At 39.3% G+C, this 16166-nt stretch carries 17 protein-coding genes; all 17 read right to left on the bottom strand.

The features are described 5' to 3' along the window. The 17 genes from EAF07_RS00955 to yycF all read right to left on the bottom strand — a co-directional run bounded on the left by EAF07_RS00955 (nt 1) and on the right by yycF (nt 16011). Nucleotides 1–1254 (bottom strand): MFS transporter, encoded by a 1254-nt coding sequence (locus EAF07_RS00955; protein WP_121834423.1) that lies wholly within the window; start codon nt 1252–1254, stop codon nt 1–3. 282 nt (nt 1255–1536) lie between these two features. After that, nucleotides 1537–2001 carry an IS200/IS605 family transposase gene (gene tnpA, locus EAF07_RS00945; protein ID WP_121834422.1) on the bottom strand — a complete coding sequence of 155 codons (465 nt, stop codon included), beginning with the start codon at nt 1999–2001 and terminating at the stop codon, nt 1537–1539. A 197-nt stretch (nt 2002–2198) separates the two neighbouring features. Further along, nucleotides 2199–3932: a phosphoenolpyruvate--protein phosphotransferase gene (gene ptsP / locus EAF07_RS00940; protein ID WP_121834421.1), complete on the bottom strand. Its 1734-nt coding sequence runs from the start codon at nt 3930–3932 to the stop codon at nt 2199–2201. A 4-nt stretch (nt 3933–3936) separates the two neighbouring features. Continuing rightward, nucleotides 3937–4200 carry a phosphocarrier protein HPr gene (locus EAF07_RS00935; protein WP_027973255.1) on the bottom strand — a complete coding sequence of 88 codons (264 nt, stop codon included), beginning with the start codon at nt 4198–4200 and terminating at the stop codon, nt 3937–3939. Nucleotides 4201–4303: 103 nt separating this feature from the next. Beyond that, nucleotides 4304–4918, bottom strand: a complete 615-nt coding sequence (locus EAF07_RS00930; protein WP_121834420.1) for a YpmS family protein — start codon at nt 4916–4918, stop codon at nt 4304–4306. Next, nucleotides 4893–5732 (bottom strand): SGNH/GDSL hydrolase family protein, encoded by an 840-nt coding sequence (locus EAF07_RS00925; protein WP_121834419.1) that lies wholly within the window; start codon nt 5730–5732, stop codon nt 4893–4895. Before EAF07_RS00925 ends, EAF07_RS00930 begins: the two co-directional genes overlap by 26 nt. Then, nucleotides 5725–6561 carry a DegV family protein gene (locus tag EAF07_RS00920; RefSeq protein WP_121834418.1) on the bottom strand — a complete coding sequence of 279 codons (837 nt, stop codon included), beginning with the start codon at nt 6559–6561 and terminating at the stop codon, nt 5725–5727. Before EAF07_RS00920 ends, EAF07_RS00925 begins: the two co-directional genes overlap by 8 nt. Nucleotides 6562–6789: 228 nt before the next feature. Then, nucleotides 6790–8448, bottom strand: a complete 1659-nt coding sequence (gene recN, locus EAF07_RS00915; RefSeq protein WP_121834417.1) for a DNA repair protein RecN — start codon at nt 8446–8448, stop codon at nt 6790–6792. Nucleotides 8449–8465: 17 nt separating this feature from the next. After that, nucleotides 8466–8912: an arginine repressor gene (locus tag EAF07_RS00910; RefSeq protein ID WP_121834416.1), complete on the bottom strand. Its 447-nt coding sequence runs from the start codon at nt 8910–8912 to the stop codon at nt 8466–8468. Nucleotides 8913–9033: 121 nt separating this feature from the next. After that, nucleotides 9034–9855 carry a TlyA family RNA methyltransferase gene (locus EAF07_RS00905; RefSeq protein WP_121834415.1) on the bottom strand — a complete coding sequence of 274 codons (822 nt, stop codon included), beginning with the start codon at nt 9853–9855 and terminating at the stop codon, nt 9034–9036. Next, entirely contained in the window at nt 9848–10717 is an 870-nt protein-coding gene (locus EAF07_RS00900) for a polyprenyl synthetase family protein (RefSeq protein ID WP_121834414.1), read from the bottom strand. Before EAF07_RS00900 ends, EAF07_RS00905 begins: the two co-directional genes overlap by 8 nt. Continuing rightward, nucleotides 10717–10935, bottom strand: coding sequence for an exodeoxyribonuclease VII small subunit (locus tag EAF07_RS00895; RefSeq protein WP_121834413.1), 219 nt, complete (start codon nt 10933–10935; stop codon nt 10717–10719). The genes EAF07_RS00900 and EAF07_RS00895 overlap by 1 nt, the downstream gene beginning before the upstream one ends. Nucleotides 10936–11082: 147 nt before the next feature. After that, the gene (locus EAF07_RS00890) at nt 11083–11562 is read right to left on the bottom strand and encodes a GNAT family N-acetyltransferase (RefSeq protein WP_183121631.1); all 480 of its coding nucleotides are present in this window, start codon (nt 11560–11562) and stop codon (nt 11083–11085) included. Continuing rightward, complete coding sequence (gene xseA / locus EAF07_RS00885; protein WP_121834411.1) at nt 11555–12883, bottom strand: exodeoxyribonuclease VII large subunit; 1329 nt, start codon at nt 12881–12883, stop codon at nt 11555–11557. The genes EAF07_RS00890 and xseA overlap by 8 nt, the downstream gene beginning before the upstream one ends. A 270-nt stretch (nt 12884–13153) precedes the next feature. Further along, nucleotides 13154–13957 (bottom strand): MBL fold metallo-hydrolase, encoded by an 804-nt coding sequence (locus tag EAF07_RS00880; protein ID WP_245962669.1) that lies wholly within the window; start codon nt 13955–13957, stop codon nt 13154–13156. Continuing rightward, entirely contained in the window at nt 13938–15308 is a 1371-nt protein-coding gene (gene vicK / locus EAF07_RS00875; RefSeq protein WP_121834410.1) for a cell wall metabolism sensor histidine kinase VicK, read from the bottom strand. The genes EAF07_RS00880 and vicK overlap by 20 nt, the downstream gene beginning before the upstream one ends. Next, the gene (gene yycF, locus EAF07_RS00870) at nt 15301–16011 is read right to left on the bottom strand and encodes a response regulator YycF (protein WP_121834409.1); all 711 of its coding nucleotides are present in this window, start codon (nt 16009–16011) and stop codon (nt 15301–15303) included. Before yycF ends, vicK begins: the two co-directional genes overlap by 8 nt. Nucleotides 16012–16166 lie beyond the last annotated feature (155 nt).

The following is a 16166-nucleotide window of genomic DNA, read 5'->3' as shown; positions in this document are numbered from 1 at the left end:
TCATATTTTCTTTGCTTCTTTAAAAGTATACCCCAAAAGTAGCGTGGAAAGCAAGACAAAAAGAACGGAGATGAAACGTGCTGGTAGGACCAATATCATACCAGAAAGTAATATAGGAGTGAACACCATCCCCAACGTCACCATCGTATCAATCCCTGCCCCAACAGTTGCTAGCTGGTGTTCTGGAATAGAGTTGAATACCATTGTCTGAAGCTTTGGCATCATCACCCCATTCATGATACGACTAATCAATTGAAAGACTAACACCAGAACAATCTGCTCACCAAACAAGCCCAAGAAACATAATGTTGTTACTCCTGCACTTGCTATCAGTAGGAAATGTAGTGATGTCTCTTTAAAAAGTGTCCTTGTCAACACGCTCCCTGTCACCACTCCTATAATAGCAACTGATGACAAAAGAGCCAACGTCATTGCTGAACTTCCCAACACAAAGTCTTTGTTCTGACTCATGATAAAAAGGATAAGAGGCGTTTGTGCTGCACTAATGGCATTCAAGCCTGTCAAGCAGATAAGAGACAATCTCAGTAAACTTGAACTTTCTTTCAAGGTCTGCACAGCATTCTTTAAAGCATTCAGCAACTTTCTGATTTGACCTATATTATCTTCATGTGCCTCTTCTGGCATTTGAATCGGATTTTTTTCTAAGAGGTTCTGTAAAAATGGCCGCAGTCCACACATGATGACAAAACTTAGGAAAAATGTACCAGCATTTAAGAAGGCTAATTGCTGATAACCTAAAAGTGTCACTAGGAGAGCTCCAAGAGACTGAAAAACAAGTTGTAAAGCATACCTTGATCCCTGACGAAAGGCAATCAGTGTTTCCCTATCTTCACGAGGAATCACACGTAAACTGATTGGCGTGTACAGAGCATTTTCATATTGACCAGATAAGTCAGACAAGATATTGATGAGGATAGCCACCCCAACAATCCATAAAGCGGGAGAAAAGCCCATCACCAATCCCATGACAACATAAAGACTAACACGGAAAAACTGTGTCCCTAAAATACGATTGACTTTGTCCTTCGTCTGGTCAGCCCAAACTGCCATGATAAGCATGGTCAGATAGGGTAATGTCTCTGATACTGTCACCAAAGAAATCGCAAGAGGGGCATTCGGCAATTGCAAGACATAATCCATCAAAGCCAAATAATACACAACATCACCAAAATTCGAGAGAGTATCAGCTAAATAAGTCCACATGAATAGCTTATTTTTAAGAATCTTCATCATAAATAAATCCTCATTATCTAAAAAATAAATAAACGTTTATTAAATAACAGTATATTCTTTTAGATCAAATAAGTCAATACTTATACAATAGAAAACAATTATTTATCAAGAGGCTCACTACAGTAGTCAATAAACCAAAAATCATGACCACCCGTCAAACGGGTGGTTTGAACAGGGGCTATAAGCCCACATCACCAGCCAGCGCCTAAAGACGCTGGCTTTCACTTTGTTCAAGCCTAATCGCTTTTGACTCGTCACTTGCCTCTTAAAGAGGCGCTGGTATTACTTGCCATCATCCCTAAAGGGATCTTCGTATTCTTTTACGCTCAATTTATCCAGAGCAATATCATGTTTTTCTTGTTCTTGGATATATTTTTTAATAGTCGCTTCATTCAGTCCAACTGTGCTCACATAATAACCCTCTGCCCAAAAATGGCGATTCCCAAACTTGTATTTGAGATTAGCGTGTTTGTCAAACATCATCAGAGCACTTTTACCTTTTAAGTAGCCCATGAAACTTGAAACGCTGATTCTTGGGGGAATACTAACTAGCATATGAACTTGATCTGGCATTAAATGTCCTTCTATTATTTCGACTCCTTTATAACTACATAAACGTCGAAATATTTCGCCTAGACTGCTTCGATATTGATTATAGATTACTTTTCGTCTATACTTAGGTGTAAACACAATGTGGTATTTACACATCCACTTTGTGTGTGATAAACTATGTGCCTTTTGTGCCATATATTGCTCCTTTCGCTTTACTTCAGGCTTGAACACCTTTATTGTATCGCGTTTGGAGTTTTTTTGGTATAACCAACGATGCGCACCCGCATAGCGGGTGGTTTATTTGTTTCGCACCTACGGAGCGAAACGGACTTAAAGTCACATAAACAAAAAACACGACCGAAGTCGTGTTTAAATACTTAAATTAACCAATATTAGTCAAAATTAACATACTCTTTAGCCAATTCAAGAACTTCTTCTGCTGTTGAACATTCTGTAAGGGCACGGTTTGCGTACTCTTCCATCTTAGCAGTGTCAAGTTTCTTCATCAAGCTACGTGTACGAAGAACTGATGTGGCTGACATAGAGAACTCATCAAGTCCCATTCCGACAAGAAGCGGAACAGCTTGTTGGTCACCTGCCATCTCACCACACATACCAGCCCATTTACCTTCTGCGTGTGCTGCTTTGATAACGTTGTTAATCAAACGAAGGATTGATGGGTTATATGGTTGGTAGAGGTATGATACTTGTTCGTTCATACGGTCTGCAGCCATTGTGTATTGGATAAGGTCGTTTGTACCAATTGAGAAGAAGTCTACTTCTTTCGCAAATTGGTCAGCGAGCATTGCTGCTGCTGGGATTTCAATCATGATACCAACTTGGATATCATCCGCAACAGCTACACCTTCCGCCAACAAGTTCGCTTTTTCTTCATCGAAGACTTTCTTAGCTGCACGGAATTCTGTAAGAAGTGCAACCATTGGGAACATGATGCGAAGTTGACCATGAACTGAAGCACGGAGAAGGGCGCGAATTTGTGTACGGAACATCGCATCACCAGTCTCAGAGATAGAGATACGAAGCGCACGGAAACCAAGGAATGGGTTCATTTCGTGTGGCATGTCAAAGTATGGAAGTTCTTTATCACCACCGATGTCCATTGTACGGACAACGACAGGTTTACCATTCATACCTTCAAGAACAGCTTTATAAGCTTCATATTGCTCATCTTCTGTTGGGAAGTCTTGTGAATCCATGTAAAGGAATTCTGTACGGTAAAGACCTACTGCCTCAGCACCGTTATCATTAACACCCTCAACATCTTTTGGAGTACCAATGTTAGCTGCCAATTCAAAGTGTTTACCATCAGCAGTCACTGTTTGTGCATCTTTAAGAAGTGCCCACTCAGCTTTTTGCTTAGCATAAGCTTCACCAGCTTCTTTGAATTCTGCAATAACTTCTTCTGATGGGTTGATAACAACTTCACCAGTAATACCATTAACGGCTAGAAGGTCTCCATCTTTAACAATTTCTGTAATGTTATTTGTACCAAGTACAGCAGCAATTTCAAGCGTACGTGCCATGATAGCTGAGTGACTTGTACGTCCACCAATGTTTGTGACAAAGGCTTTTACAAATTTTTTGTCCAATTGAGCAGTATCAGATGGTGTCAAATCGTGAGCAATCACGATAGACTCTTCACTGATAGTTGCTGGGTTTGGAAGTTTTACACCAAGAAGGTGGGCAAGAACACGTTTTGCTACATCACGGATATCAGCTGCACGCTCTTGCATGTATGGGTTATCTTCCATGCCTTCAAAGATAGTGATGAACATATCAGTCACTTCTTTCAAACCAGTTTCAGCGTTGGTTTGTTTAGCACGAATTGTTTCTTTAATTTGGCTAATCATTTCTGGGTCAGCCAATACCATGAGGTGGGCATCAAAAACTGCTGCCGCCTCTTCTCCGAGCGTACCTACTGCTTTCTCACGGATAACAGAAAGCTCGTCTTGCGACGCCGCTAGAGCAGCATCTAGACGAGCTTCTTCCGCAGTTGTGTCTTCAACTGTGATTGTCTCGAATGACAAGTCTGGTTGAACCAGTAGATATGCTTTAGCAACGGCAACACCGTCAGATGCTGCGATTCCTTTAAGCATTTCTGTCATAATCTTAAGCCAATCCCTCTTTTGTCATTGTTTCTTCGATTGCTGCAAGTGCTTCTGCTTCATCAGCACCTTCTGCAGAGATAGTTACGTCAGCACCTTGACCAACACCAAGTGACATAACACCCATGATTGATTTAAGGTTTACTGATTTACCTTTGTAATCCAAAGTGATATCTGATGCAAATTTGCTAGCTGTTTGAACAAGTAAAGTCGCTGGACGTGCGTGGATACCTGTTTCTGCAACAATGTGGAATTCTTTAGAAGCCATGTGGTTTCTCCTTTGTTTTTTTGAATTTCTGAGTTATCGATTGATAACCCTTACAATCGTAAATTATAGCATAAATGTAAGCTCTTTTCAAGTTTTGAAGTGCTTATTTTCCATTTTTCTTGTAAATTTCGAAAGTGATGACGTCATTTTTCAAATCAATTTTTTTAGCTTTGACATAAATGTCTTGAGAATTTTTGATTTTTGTCACATCAATTGTGATGAGAGAATTTTCAGTATCAACCGTTACCAATTCAGGGAATTTATAGGCTTTCTTGAGGTATTTTAGGACCTCACCTTCTGGCAATGATAGGGTTCCAGCAGAGAAAGAAGTCAATTTCAACTGCACTGCTCCATTTTCTGAAACATAAGGTTCAAAATAAATATAGAGTGGCACTTCATATCCCAAGAAAGTATAAGCTCCCTCAAAAAGCATGGTGGTTGAGCTAGCATAAAATTCAAAGGTCAAATTTTTAGCCTTTAAATCAGATAGATATGAAGCCAGTGTGGCATTTAGCTGCTCTTTAGTAGTCGTGATTGTTCCGATGCTAATACTCTTATCTTTTGACTTAGTCGAAACTGACTCTGTTACTGGCTCACGAATTTCGATTAAACGACTAGCAATCACCGAAAATAGGGCAAACTGTGCTGATAGAAGCAAAATAAACGCCCACTTCCAACCATTAATGCGTCTCTTATTTCCATTTTTTCTTTGTTTCACGAATTTCCTCCGTCACGGCATCTGCCATTAGCTGGTAACCTGTATTATTGGGATGAAAAAGATCATCAGCAAAAAGGGCATCGTTGATAACAGTTGTCTGTTTTCCAGATGTTTGAACAATACCTTCTTCACCATTAATTCCTTTATAAAGGAGATCATTAATAGGAACAAAATAAACATTTTGGTATTCTTTTGTCACCTTTTGAGTAGCCTTATTCCAATTTTCCACGACAGTTTGCATTTCTGTCACTTCAGGAAAATTCAGATAAAAGGGATTATAAATACCTAAAATATAGATTGGGAGATTCTTATTATCCTCTCTAGCTAATTCAATAATCTTTCTCAGACGTTTTTGGTAATCCTTAGCTGGTTTTTTAAAGGTGTCTACATCTAAATCAGCTAAATTCTTTCGAATGACAGCCATGACGTCGTTACCACCAACTGTCAAGGTCATTAAATCAGCTTTTTCCAAACTTTCTTTGATGTCTTCATCGTCTTTCATGCGTTTTAAAATCTGGTTACTTGTATTTCCAGCAACGCCGTAATTTTGGCTATTAATTTCATAACCATATGTTGCATTTAGATTATTTCCTAGTAAAGGAATAAAGCCACCCTGACCTGTTGTATCTCCTACTCCTTCAGTAAGTGAGTCACCAATAGCGACATAAGAAAAGGTTTCAACTTTTTGGGATAGAAAATCTTTTTTGGTTAACTTACTGTCTGATTTTGGGACGATTACATTAAAGAGAGCCAAGAAAAAGAGGTAAGATAATAGAAAACCTATAACTCCCAACAACAATCGTCTTTTATTCATAGCGCACCATGACGGCAAATGCCCCTTCCCCTGTATGCGTTTGGATGATTGAACCTGTTTCTAGAACCGAAATTTTTGAGGCATCAACGACCTCTAAAAGTTCTTCTTTTAGGGATTGTGCCAAATCAATCGTCCCCGAGTACGAGATCCCAATTTCAGCGATTTTTCGAGAAGCAATCTGTGATTTCCAGTTTTCTAGCCATTTGGTAAAAGTCTTTGTCCCACGCCCTTTAACGATTGGAGTGAGCTCATGATTTTTAAGTTCCATAATGACCTTAATATTGAGTAATGAACTCAGCCTCCCTGTCACACGTCCTATACGACCACCTTTAACCAAATTTTCTAAGGTTGAAACTCCAATAAAGAGCTCAGACTTCGTTCGTACTTCTTCAATACGAGCTAATACCGTCTCTAGGTCCGCCCCTGCCTTGGCTAACTTAGCTGCTTCAACAACTTGGAATTTCATAGCTTGGTCAGTGAAGGTTGAATCCACGATCGTCACTGGAGCTTCTGCGATGTTTGCTCCTTGGCGTGAAGCTTCTAAGGTCCCCGATAGGGAATGAGTGAGGTGAATGGCAATAATATGGTCTGCCCCGCCTTTAACCAATGACTCGTAAGTCTCAGAAAATAGACCAACTGGCGGCTGGCTGGTTTTAGGAAGTTCTTTGCTACCTCTCATTAGAGAGCGAAATTTACTGACCTCTTTGAGTTCAGCATCAGAATAAAGTGTTCCATCCACCATGACAGATAAGGGAACAACAGTAATATCTAATTCCTTGATTAACTCTGGCTCAATAGTAACCGACGAATCTGTCAAAATTTTAATCATAATATATCATACCAAAAACGTGTGATTTTAAATGTTCTTATATGCTATCACAATCAGAAACTAACTAGGTCACGAAATCTTACATTCATTGAGCTGACAGTAACCTTAGTTCTTGAGTTTTAGAACACTTGTACACGTTATCCTTTTTAATCTTAATGGTAATATTATAGCAAAATTGCTCAGAAAATTGATAAAAGAGGTCTAAACAATTCAACCTCTTTTAGTTTTCTAAAGTTTTAATAATTCTCTTGCTTGAATGCGAGCAGTTTCTGTCACATCATCTCCTGCTAACATTTTAGCGATTTCTTCAACACGTTCTTCTGGCGTCAGTAGACGCACTGTTGAAACAGTCTTGGTATCATCGCTCTGCTTTTCAATAAAGAACTGATAATCAGCGATAGCAATCACCTGTGGGAGATGGGAAATCGCCAAAACTTGACCGTGGCGACCAATTTTATGAATTTTTTGGGCAATAGCCTGCGCAACACGACCTGACACCCCTGTGTCTACTTCATCAAATACAATACTTGTCTTATCTTCTCTTCTTGAAAAGGCTGATTTTATGGCTAGCATGAGACGAGATAATTCTCCACCAGACGCAACCTTAACCAAAGGCTTGAACCCTTCACCAGGATTTGTTGAAATGTAAAATTCGACAGTTTCATTTCCTTCGCGATTAAATTTACTTTTGATAAATTGGACCTGAAACTCCGCTTTTTCCATATAAAGGTCTTTAAGTTCTGACTTGATTTCATCTTGGAGAGCAACTGCTAGAGTATGTCTTTCTTGGCTCAATTGTGCCGCTGTTGAGACCAACTCTTTTTCTAGCACCTTAAGTTCACGTTCCATGTCATCTGAAGATTGCCCTTGACCAGTTAAAAGACTATACTCTGAACTAATATTAGCCAAATAATCTAAGACATCATCAACTGAGCCACCGTATTTTCTAGTGATGCTGTATATCACATCTAAACGTTGTTCAATTGCCTGTAAGCGACCGGCATCAAAATCCAAATCATCAATAATGGTTCCAAGACGCTTAGTCACTTCTTCCATAACGTAATAGGCTTCCGAAAGACTGCTAGAAAGCTCCTTGTATTCCAAGTCAAATTCTTCCAAACTCATCAAATCATTCATTGCTGAACGGACGTTAGACAGGCTGGAAAAGTCATCATTATCTAACATGACAAAGGCATTGGTCAATGTGTCTGCAATGTTTTTATGATTGAGCAGTTTATCGCGTTCTTGATTGAGCGCTTGATCCTCGCCAGAGACAAGATTGGCAGCTTCAAGTTCAGCCAATTGAAACTCTAACATCTCAATGCGCGCCTTGTGCTCCTGCTCATTTTTTTGTTTAGTCACAACTGCCTTACGCAAAGTTTTATAGCGATCAAAAATCTCTTGGTAGGATTTTTTGAGCGCCACAAACTCATCATCGCCAAAAGCATCTAGCAAGTGACCATGTAAGGCTGGTTTCATCAATTCTTCTTGGTCATGTTGACCATGAATGTCCACCAAATGTTGCCCAACAGCCTTAAGTGTCGTCAAATTAACTAAGGAACCATTGATACGGCTAATGCTACGGCCATTTTGCAAAATCTCACGGCGGATAATGAGTTCATCGGTCACTTCAATCCCATTATCTTCTAAGAGTTGTGTTAGTGCAGTATTTTGGTCCACTGAAAAGAGACCTTCTATCTCTGCTTTTGGCGCTCCATAACGGATGACTTCTGTGCTAGCACGAGAACCTAACATCAGATTCATGGCATCAATAATGATGGATTTCCCTGCCCCTGTCTCACCAGTCAGCACGGTCATTCCCTTCTCAAAATTGAGCGAAATTTCTTCAATGATGGCAAAGTTTCTGATGGCAATTTCTAATAACATAGCCACTCCTTATTTGATTAAGTCCAGCTGCTAATACGTTTTTGAAGAGCTTCTGCCGTAGCATCCGTTGGAGCAACGAGAAGAAGGCTATCATCATCAGCAACCAAGCTAAAAATTTGATCTGAAAATTCATTTAAAATATGGCGTTTCAATAAACGGCTATTACCTGGAACAACCTCAATATTGAGCATGTTTTTCAAACGTGAAATTTCTAAAATAATAGCAGATAAGTTTAACGGTTGAGGAACAATGACTGCTGCCTTGCTCGTTGATAATCCATAAACGTAACGTCCTGATTTTGATGGTACTTTGACGATACCAATTTCATTCATATCACGTGAAATGGTAGCTTGAGTCGGTGTCAAACCTTCTTTTTCTAAAAAAGATAACAATTCATGCTGTGTTTCAATTTCATTCGATAAAATAATTTTTTTAATTAATTCTAAACGTTCATTTTTTTTCATAAGTATCATTTGCAGAGCTTTATAGCCAGAGAAAAAGATGAGTTTTATAAATCTATCACCATTTTCAATGCACTTAGCTCTGATTTAGTCAGTGTTTTTGACTAAATATTCCTTTCTTCATTTATAGGGATGCTTTAAAAGCATCATGTGCTTGTATAACCACTTGAGAAATGGCTGAGCTAACAAGATTGTTTGCGTCAGCAGCTTTTTCCAAATGGGCTAAAAATTCAATATTGCCATGACCACCTTGGATCGGTGAAAAATCAAGGCCTTTAACAGTAAATCCGTAATTAACGGCAAAATGTGTCACTGTTCCTAAAACTTTTTCGTGAACCGTCTGATCCTTGATAATCCCATTTTTACCAATTTGTTCACGTCCTGCTTCAAATTGAGGTTTAATAAGAGCAACCACTTGACCACCTTCTGCTAATACTTTATGAAGAGCCGGTAAAATCAAATTCAATGATATGAAACTGACATCTATTGACGCAAAAGTCGGTTGCCCTTCTGTGAAATCAGACAATTCAGCATAACGGAAATTGTATTGCTCCATAGAACGCACGCGCTCATCATTACGCAATTTCCAGACCAATTGATTGGTACCAACATCTACTGCGTAAACCAATTTCGCACCGCTTTGAAGCATGACATCCGTAAAACCACCTGTCGACGCACCAATATCAATGGTTGTTGCACCTTCAACTGAAATACCAAAAACGTCAAGCGCCTTCTCAAGTTTCAAACCGCCCCGACTGACATACTTGAGCTTTTCACCTTTGAGTTTTAACTCAGTGCTATCATCAATTTTTTCACCGGGTTTATCATAGCGCTCACCATTGATGACATTGACCACAAGACCTGCCATAACACCACGCTTGGCCTGTTCTCGCGTCTCAAAAAGTCCTTGTTTGTGCGCTAGGACATCTACTCTTTCCTTAGGCATGAAGTCGCAACCTTTCTATTATTTCTTGGATATTTTGTGGATTAAATCCTTGATTTTCTTGGAGTTTTTGGAAAATGGCTTGCGCTTTCTCCAGACTCTCATTTAAAATCGCATAAGATTTTTCTAAACCTAGAAGGGCTGGGTAGGTAGATTTTTCAGCCAACAAGTCTTTTTGCGGTGTCTTACCGATTTCCTCAAACGTCGCCGTCACGTCTAAAATGTCATCACGGACTTGAAAAGCAAGACCAATTAACTCACCCGCTGTCTGTAAATCAGTCACAACAACGCTTGACTGCTCTGCTATTATCCCAGCTGCTACAAAAGGAAAAGCCAATAATTTTCCCGTTTTATTAGCATGAATCGTTTGTAGGTCTTCTAAAGAAAGCTGCGCCTCCTCACCTAACATATCTAGCATTTGCCCACCAACCATACCAAAGGTTCCTGAACTATAGGACAACTCCGAAACCAATTGAATCTTAATCTCAGCAGATAAATTTGTCTCCGCAATCAAACCAAAGGGATCCAAAAAAAGAGAATCGCCTGCCAAGATAGCTGTCGCTTCATTAAACTTTTTATGATTGGTTAGTCTACCTCGACGGTAATCGTCATTATCCATAGCTGGTAGGTCATCATGGATGAGGGAACCCGTGTGAATCATCTCAACAGCTGCCGCCACATCAAAATGACTGTCATTTAACTTAACTCCAAAACCTTCTAGGATTTCTAGCATGATTAAGGGACGAATTCTCTTCCCGCCAGAATCAATCGAGTAAAGAATACTGGCAATCAACTCTTCTGAAATAACCTTTCGACTACGGTAATAGCGATAAATCGCCTGATCTATGCCTTGCAACTTATCCATTAGGCATCAAATTCCTTTTCTGAACCATCAGCCTGCATGACCTTGACCAAGGTTTTTTCAGCCTGAGCAAGCGTCTGTTGTAAATCCTTTGACAAGACCATTCCTTTTTGAAACTCGGCGATAGCCTCTTCCAAGGCGACATCACCATTTTCTAGCTTGGCCACAATAGCTTCTAATTCTTGTAAATTTTCTTCAAATGTTTTTTTCTTGCTTGGCATTATTTACAATTTCGGATATCGTCAATAAAATGAAATCCATAACACATCGCATTAAGCACATATGGTATTTCATCATTGAAAAACCTACCCACAGTCAGTTTAGAATACTAAACTGACATTTCCTTTCTAATAATTCTATCGAAATCCTTAATCATTATCCTTTTCCATAATGATTAAGTTTCCAAATCGACCTGGAAAATCTTCCCGCAATCGTTTAAATCCTAACTGCTCATACATCGCTTGAGCTGGGATATTAGCTACATTGACGGCTAATATAAGACTGTCACACACCCTACCTAAAACATCTTCAATAAAATCGAAAATCAGTAACATGGCCTGACTGCTGTAACCCTTACGACGGTATCTATCATCAATGGACAACGCTCTTAAAAGCACTCGCTTAGTGCTGTCATATCCGTAAGTTTCCGGACCACCCTCAAAATGCAAGGTAAAATAACCCACGATCTGATTTTCATTAAGCACGATAACAGGTTGACGTGACGACTCCATTAAACAGTCTTCAATTGCCTCTCTTGGATGAGCTGTAAAGGTCGTATCACAAAGCTGATAATCCGATAGGTCTCCATGGCTATTGATGTCATATCTTTCTAAATGAATCTTAGACAATATCAACAACCTCAACTTCCAGCTGCCCATCTTTCATGAGAACATTAAGGGTATCACCTTTACTAACTTCCTTACTACTCGCAACTATCTGATGATTTTTTTGAACCATTGCATAGCCACGCGCAATAATTCTATTGGTATCCAGTGACAAAAGCGCATCTTGTGCCTTTTCAAATCGAGATAACTTGCTATCGTACTGGTTGGTCATGTGAGACTTGAGAAGTCGTTCCTGAACGGCCAAGCGCTCATAATAACTGGTGAGTCTACCTTTCAAGTCCACCGCCAATAAACGCTGGTTTATCAAAGCTGATTTCTGCTGAGCTTGGTTCAATTGATTTTCAGTTTTTGTGACTAATCTCGTCGTTAATTTATCCAATTTCTGCACATAGCCGTCATAAAGACGTTCTGGCTGTCTGAAAATAACAGAGTTTGACAGTTTTAACACACGCTCCTGATTAAATTGAATACGCCGTAGTGTCGCTTGATAAGCCCTATTTTGTCGCTCTGCAAGCCATGACACAATATCCGATTTTGTTACAGGGGTTGCTAGCTCGGCTGCTGCTGTTGGAGTAGCTGCTCTGCGATCGGCGACAAAGTCTGCCAAAGTCGTATCAGTCTCGTGGCCCACAGAAGATATCACTGGCAATCTGGACTCAAAAATCGCTTGAACGACGATCTCTTCATTGAAAGACCAGAGATCTTCAATAGAGCCACCACCACGACCAACAATCAGCAAATCAAGGTCACTTCGTTCATTTGCCTTAGCAATATTTGTTGCCACTTCATGAGCACTTCCCTCCCCTTGAACCTTGGTTGGAAAAAGTAAAATCTCAACACCTGGAAACCGTCTGCTTACTGTCGTAATGATATCTCGGATCACAGCACCACTTGGACTGGTAATGACACCAATTTTTTTGACAAATTGTGGCAGAGCTTGTTTATGGCGATCATCAAAATAGCCAGCTTCAGATAATTTTTTCTTGAGTTGCTCAAATTGAACAGCTAAAGCACCAACACCATCCGGCTCTGCCTTTTCAATAATAATGGAGTAAGAGCCGCTTGGCGGATAAAGTTCAATGCGACCAATAACATTGACTTTCATGCCTTCTTCAAGGTCAAAGCCAAGTTTTTTGTAAATACCGCCCCACATGGTCGCTTGAATAACTGCACCCTCATCCTTGAGGGAAAAATACTGGTGATTTGGTCGTCTACGAAAGTTAGAGACCTGACCTGTCAAGTAGACTCGCTCCAAATAAGGGTCACGGTCAATCTTCATTTTAAGATATTTGGTCAAATTAGTGACCGATAAATAATCTGTCAACGCTCTTCCTTTCTTTCAAATCTATAGTGACACTATCGTCAGTTGTTATCCCTATCAAGTTTTACTTTTATCATACTATCTTCTTAAAAACAAATAATGATACGTTTGGAAGTTAATCACTCAATAATCACATTTGTATACTTTAACAATTATACCAAAAATAGTTTAAATATAGTTATCCAGAGGTCATTTTGTTTTTACGCTTTTCTAAGTAAAAGAGGATGGAATCTAAAATATCCAATCCTCAATTAGTTATATCGTGCAAAAAATCTAAATCTGAGTCAACGGAGTTGCAGTATCTGGAGAAGTATCTAAAATTTTAACCGTACGTTCAACATCAATATCTGCCTGTGCAAGATTATTTTTAACAGTCAGGTGAGCTAATTCTTTGATGTTATTTTCTTTAGATAAATGCCCCAGATAAATTTTTTGCGTTCTGTTACCCAGACTATCAATCATGGCCTGTGCTCCAGCTTCATTTGATAAATGCCCATAATCTGATAAGATGCGCTGCTTTGTTGACCAAGGATATGAGCCTGCTCTCAATATTTCAATATCATGGTTGGCTTCAATGAGATAGGCGTCAGCATTTTCAATAATCCCTGACATCCGATCGGAAACATAACCCGTATCTGTCAACATGACAAAACTCTTGTCATCTTTCATGAAACGGTAAAATTGCGGAGCTACAGCATCGTGACTAACAGCAAAACTCTCGATATCTATATCGTCAAATGTAAGCACCTTTCCTGTCTCAAAAATATGCTTTTGACTCACATCCAGTTTACCTAGCATCTTGTCCATGGCCTGCCAAGTCTTACTATTAGCATAAACGTCTAAATTATATTTACGGGCTAAAACACCGACACCGTGGATATGATCTTTATGCTCATGTGTTACTAAAATAGCGTCTAAATCCTCTGGTTTTCGGTCAATTTCATCAAGTAAACTCACAATTTTCTTACCAGAGAGACCAGCATCGACTAAAATACGTTTCTTTGGGGTTTCTAAGTAAAAGGAATTCCCGCTAGAACCTGAAGCAAGGATACTATACTTAAACCCCTTTTCCATCACCATTGTCTTCGTAATCCTCCCATTCATCCAATTCTAGAACTTCTTTGTCATAAGGCAAAACAATTGTAAAGGTTGACCCCTTACCTTCCTCACTTTTAGCCCAAATGAAACCTTGGTGTTGTTTCACAATTTCTTTAGCAATTGATAGACCTAAACCTGTTCCACCTTGAGCACGACTTCTGGCTTTATCAACGCGATAAAAGCGGTCAAAAATCAACGGCAAATCCTTTTTAGGAATGCCTAATCCTTGGTCTGTAATAGAAACAATTAACTGACTATCCGTGGTTTTCATACTCACCTTAATCTGCCCACCATCAGGTGAATACTTGATTGCATTATTTAAAATATTTTCAATAACCTGTGTCATTTTGTCATTATCAATCTCCATCCAAACAGATGTCAAGGGATAGTCACGAACAATCTCAAAATTCTTATCAGATGTTGTATGCTGACTTTTAACTTTATCAAAGCGATTCAAAATTGACGTCATAAAAGCTGTAAAATTTGTCATTTCTACTTCTAACTGCACCGCACCATTATCAATTCTAGAAAGGTTAAGAAGGTCAGTAATCATACGCATCATACGGTTAGTCTCGTCTAAGGATACTTTGATAAATTGCGGAGCAACATCATCTTTTAGAGCCCCTTCATCAAGAGCCTCTAAATACGATTTTACCGAAGTTAATGGCGTGCGCAACTCGTGACTAACATTTGATACAAAAAGACGACGTTCACGCTCTTCTTTTTCTTGTTCTGTAACATCGTGCAACACCACAACTAATCCCGAAATAAAACCAGACTCTCGACGGTTTAAGGCAAAACGAAAACGTAACGTCATGAATTCCCCAAATTCATTTCGGCGATTAATCAAAATATTCGGTGTTTTAACAACCAAATCATGGTAAGAATAAGGATTATCACTCCCAAGAATATCTAGGATGGTCATCTTCAAGGCTTGCTCAGCAGTTAAATTAAGCTGTTTTTGAGCAGTTTCATTAATCGTGACAATTTTACCACCACGGTCAGTCGCTAAAACCCCATCAGTCATATAAGCTAAAAGGCTAGAAAGACGGTCTCTTTCCTGTGATAAATTACCGTGAGTCAAGCGAACCACCTCAGACAAATCACTGAGACTATTGGCAAGATCTTCTAAATCCGAATCAGCTGCAACGTCCAAAATATCTGAATACTCCCCATCAATCAGGGCGTAAACATTTTCAGTCAACTGACGAATAATCTTTGCCTGCCTATAATCACGATAGGCACCGTACAAGAGATATGTCGCCGTTATTCCCAAAAGGAGTAAAAGAAAACTCTCAAAAATTCCTAAATTATCTGTTAAATTAGTCATATGCTTTCATATAATAGCCAACACCACGGCGGGTTAAGATGTACTCTGGACGACTAGGAATATCCTCAATTTTTTCACGCAGACGTCGCACGGTTACGTCAACAGTACGCACATCTCCAAAGTAATCGTAGCCCCAAACTGTCTCTAGGAGATGTTCACGCGTCATCACTTGCCCAATATGAGTCGCCAAGTGGAATAATAATTCGAACTCCCGGTGAGTCAACTCCAGTTCTTGACCACGCTTATGTGCCACATAAGCATCTGGTAAAATTTCTAGCTCACCAATTTTCAAAAGACTCGATTTTTCCGAAGCATTTTCATCAGCAAGAGCAAGTTCAATGTTTTCTGTACGACGCAAGTGAGCTTTCACACGTGCTAACAATTCACGATTTGAAAAGGGCTTGGTCACATAATCATCTGCACCAATTTCCAATCCAATGACCTTGTCAAACTCGCTATCTTTTGCAGAAAGCATGATAATAGGAATATGACTTGTTTTACGCACTTCTTTGGCAACTTCAAGTCCATCTAGCTCTGGCAACATCAAATCCAAAATAATTAAGTCAGGATCCTCCGCTGCAAATTGCGCAAGGGCTTCTCGTCCATCGAAAGCCATAACGACTTCATAGCCTTCCTTCGATAAATTAAATTTAATGATGTCTGAAATTGGTTTTTCATCATCAACAATAAGAATTTTTTTCATTGGTTACATTGACCTTTCTTTTAGGTTTGTTCTCATATCTGCGACTATTATAGCAAATTTGTCCATAAATAGAAACTTTCCGCTTTTAATTCTAAATATAGTGACACGTTATTATAGCATTATCGCCACTTGATAGCTTTTACTTAGAGCACAGT

It is taken from the genome of Streptococcus hillyeri, assembly GCF_003686955.1.
Lineage (GTDB): Bacteria > Bacillota > Bacilli > Lactobacillales > Streptococcaceae > Streptococcus > Streptococcus hillyeri.
The sequence above is the reverse complement of the archived record's forward strand: the minus strand, read 5'-3'. Positions and strand labels throughout refer to the sequence as shown.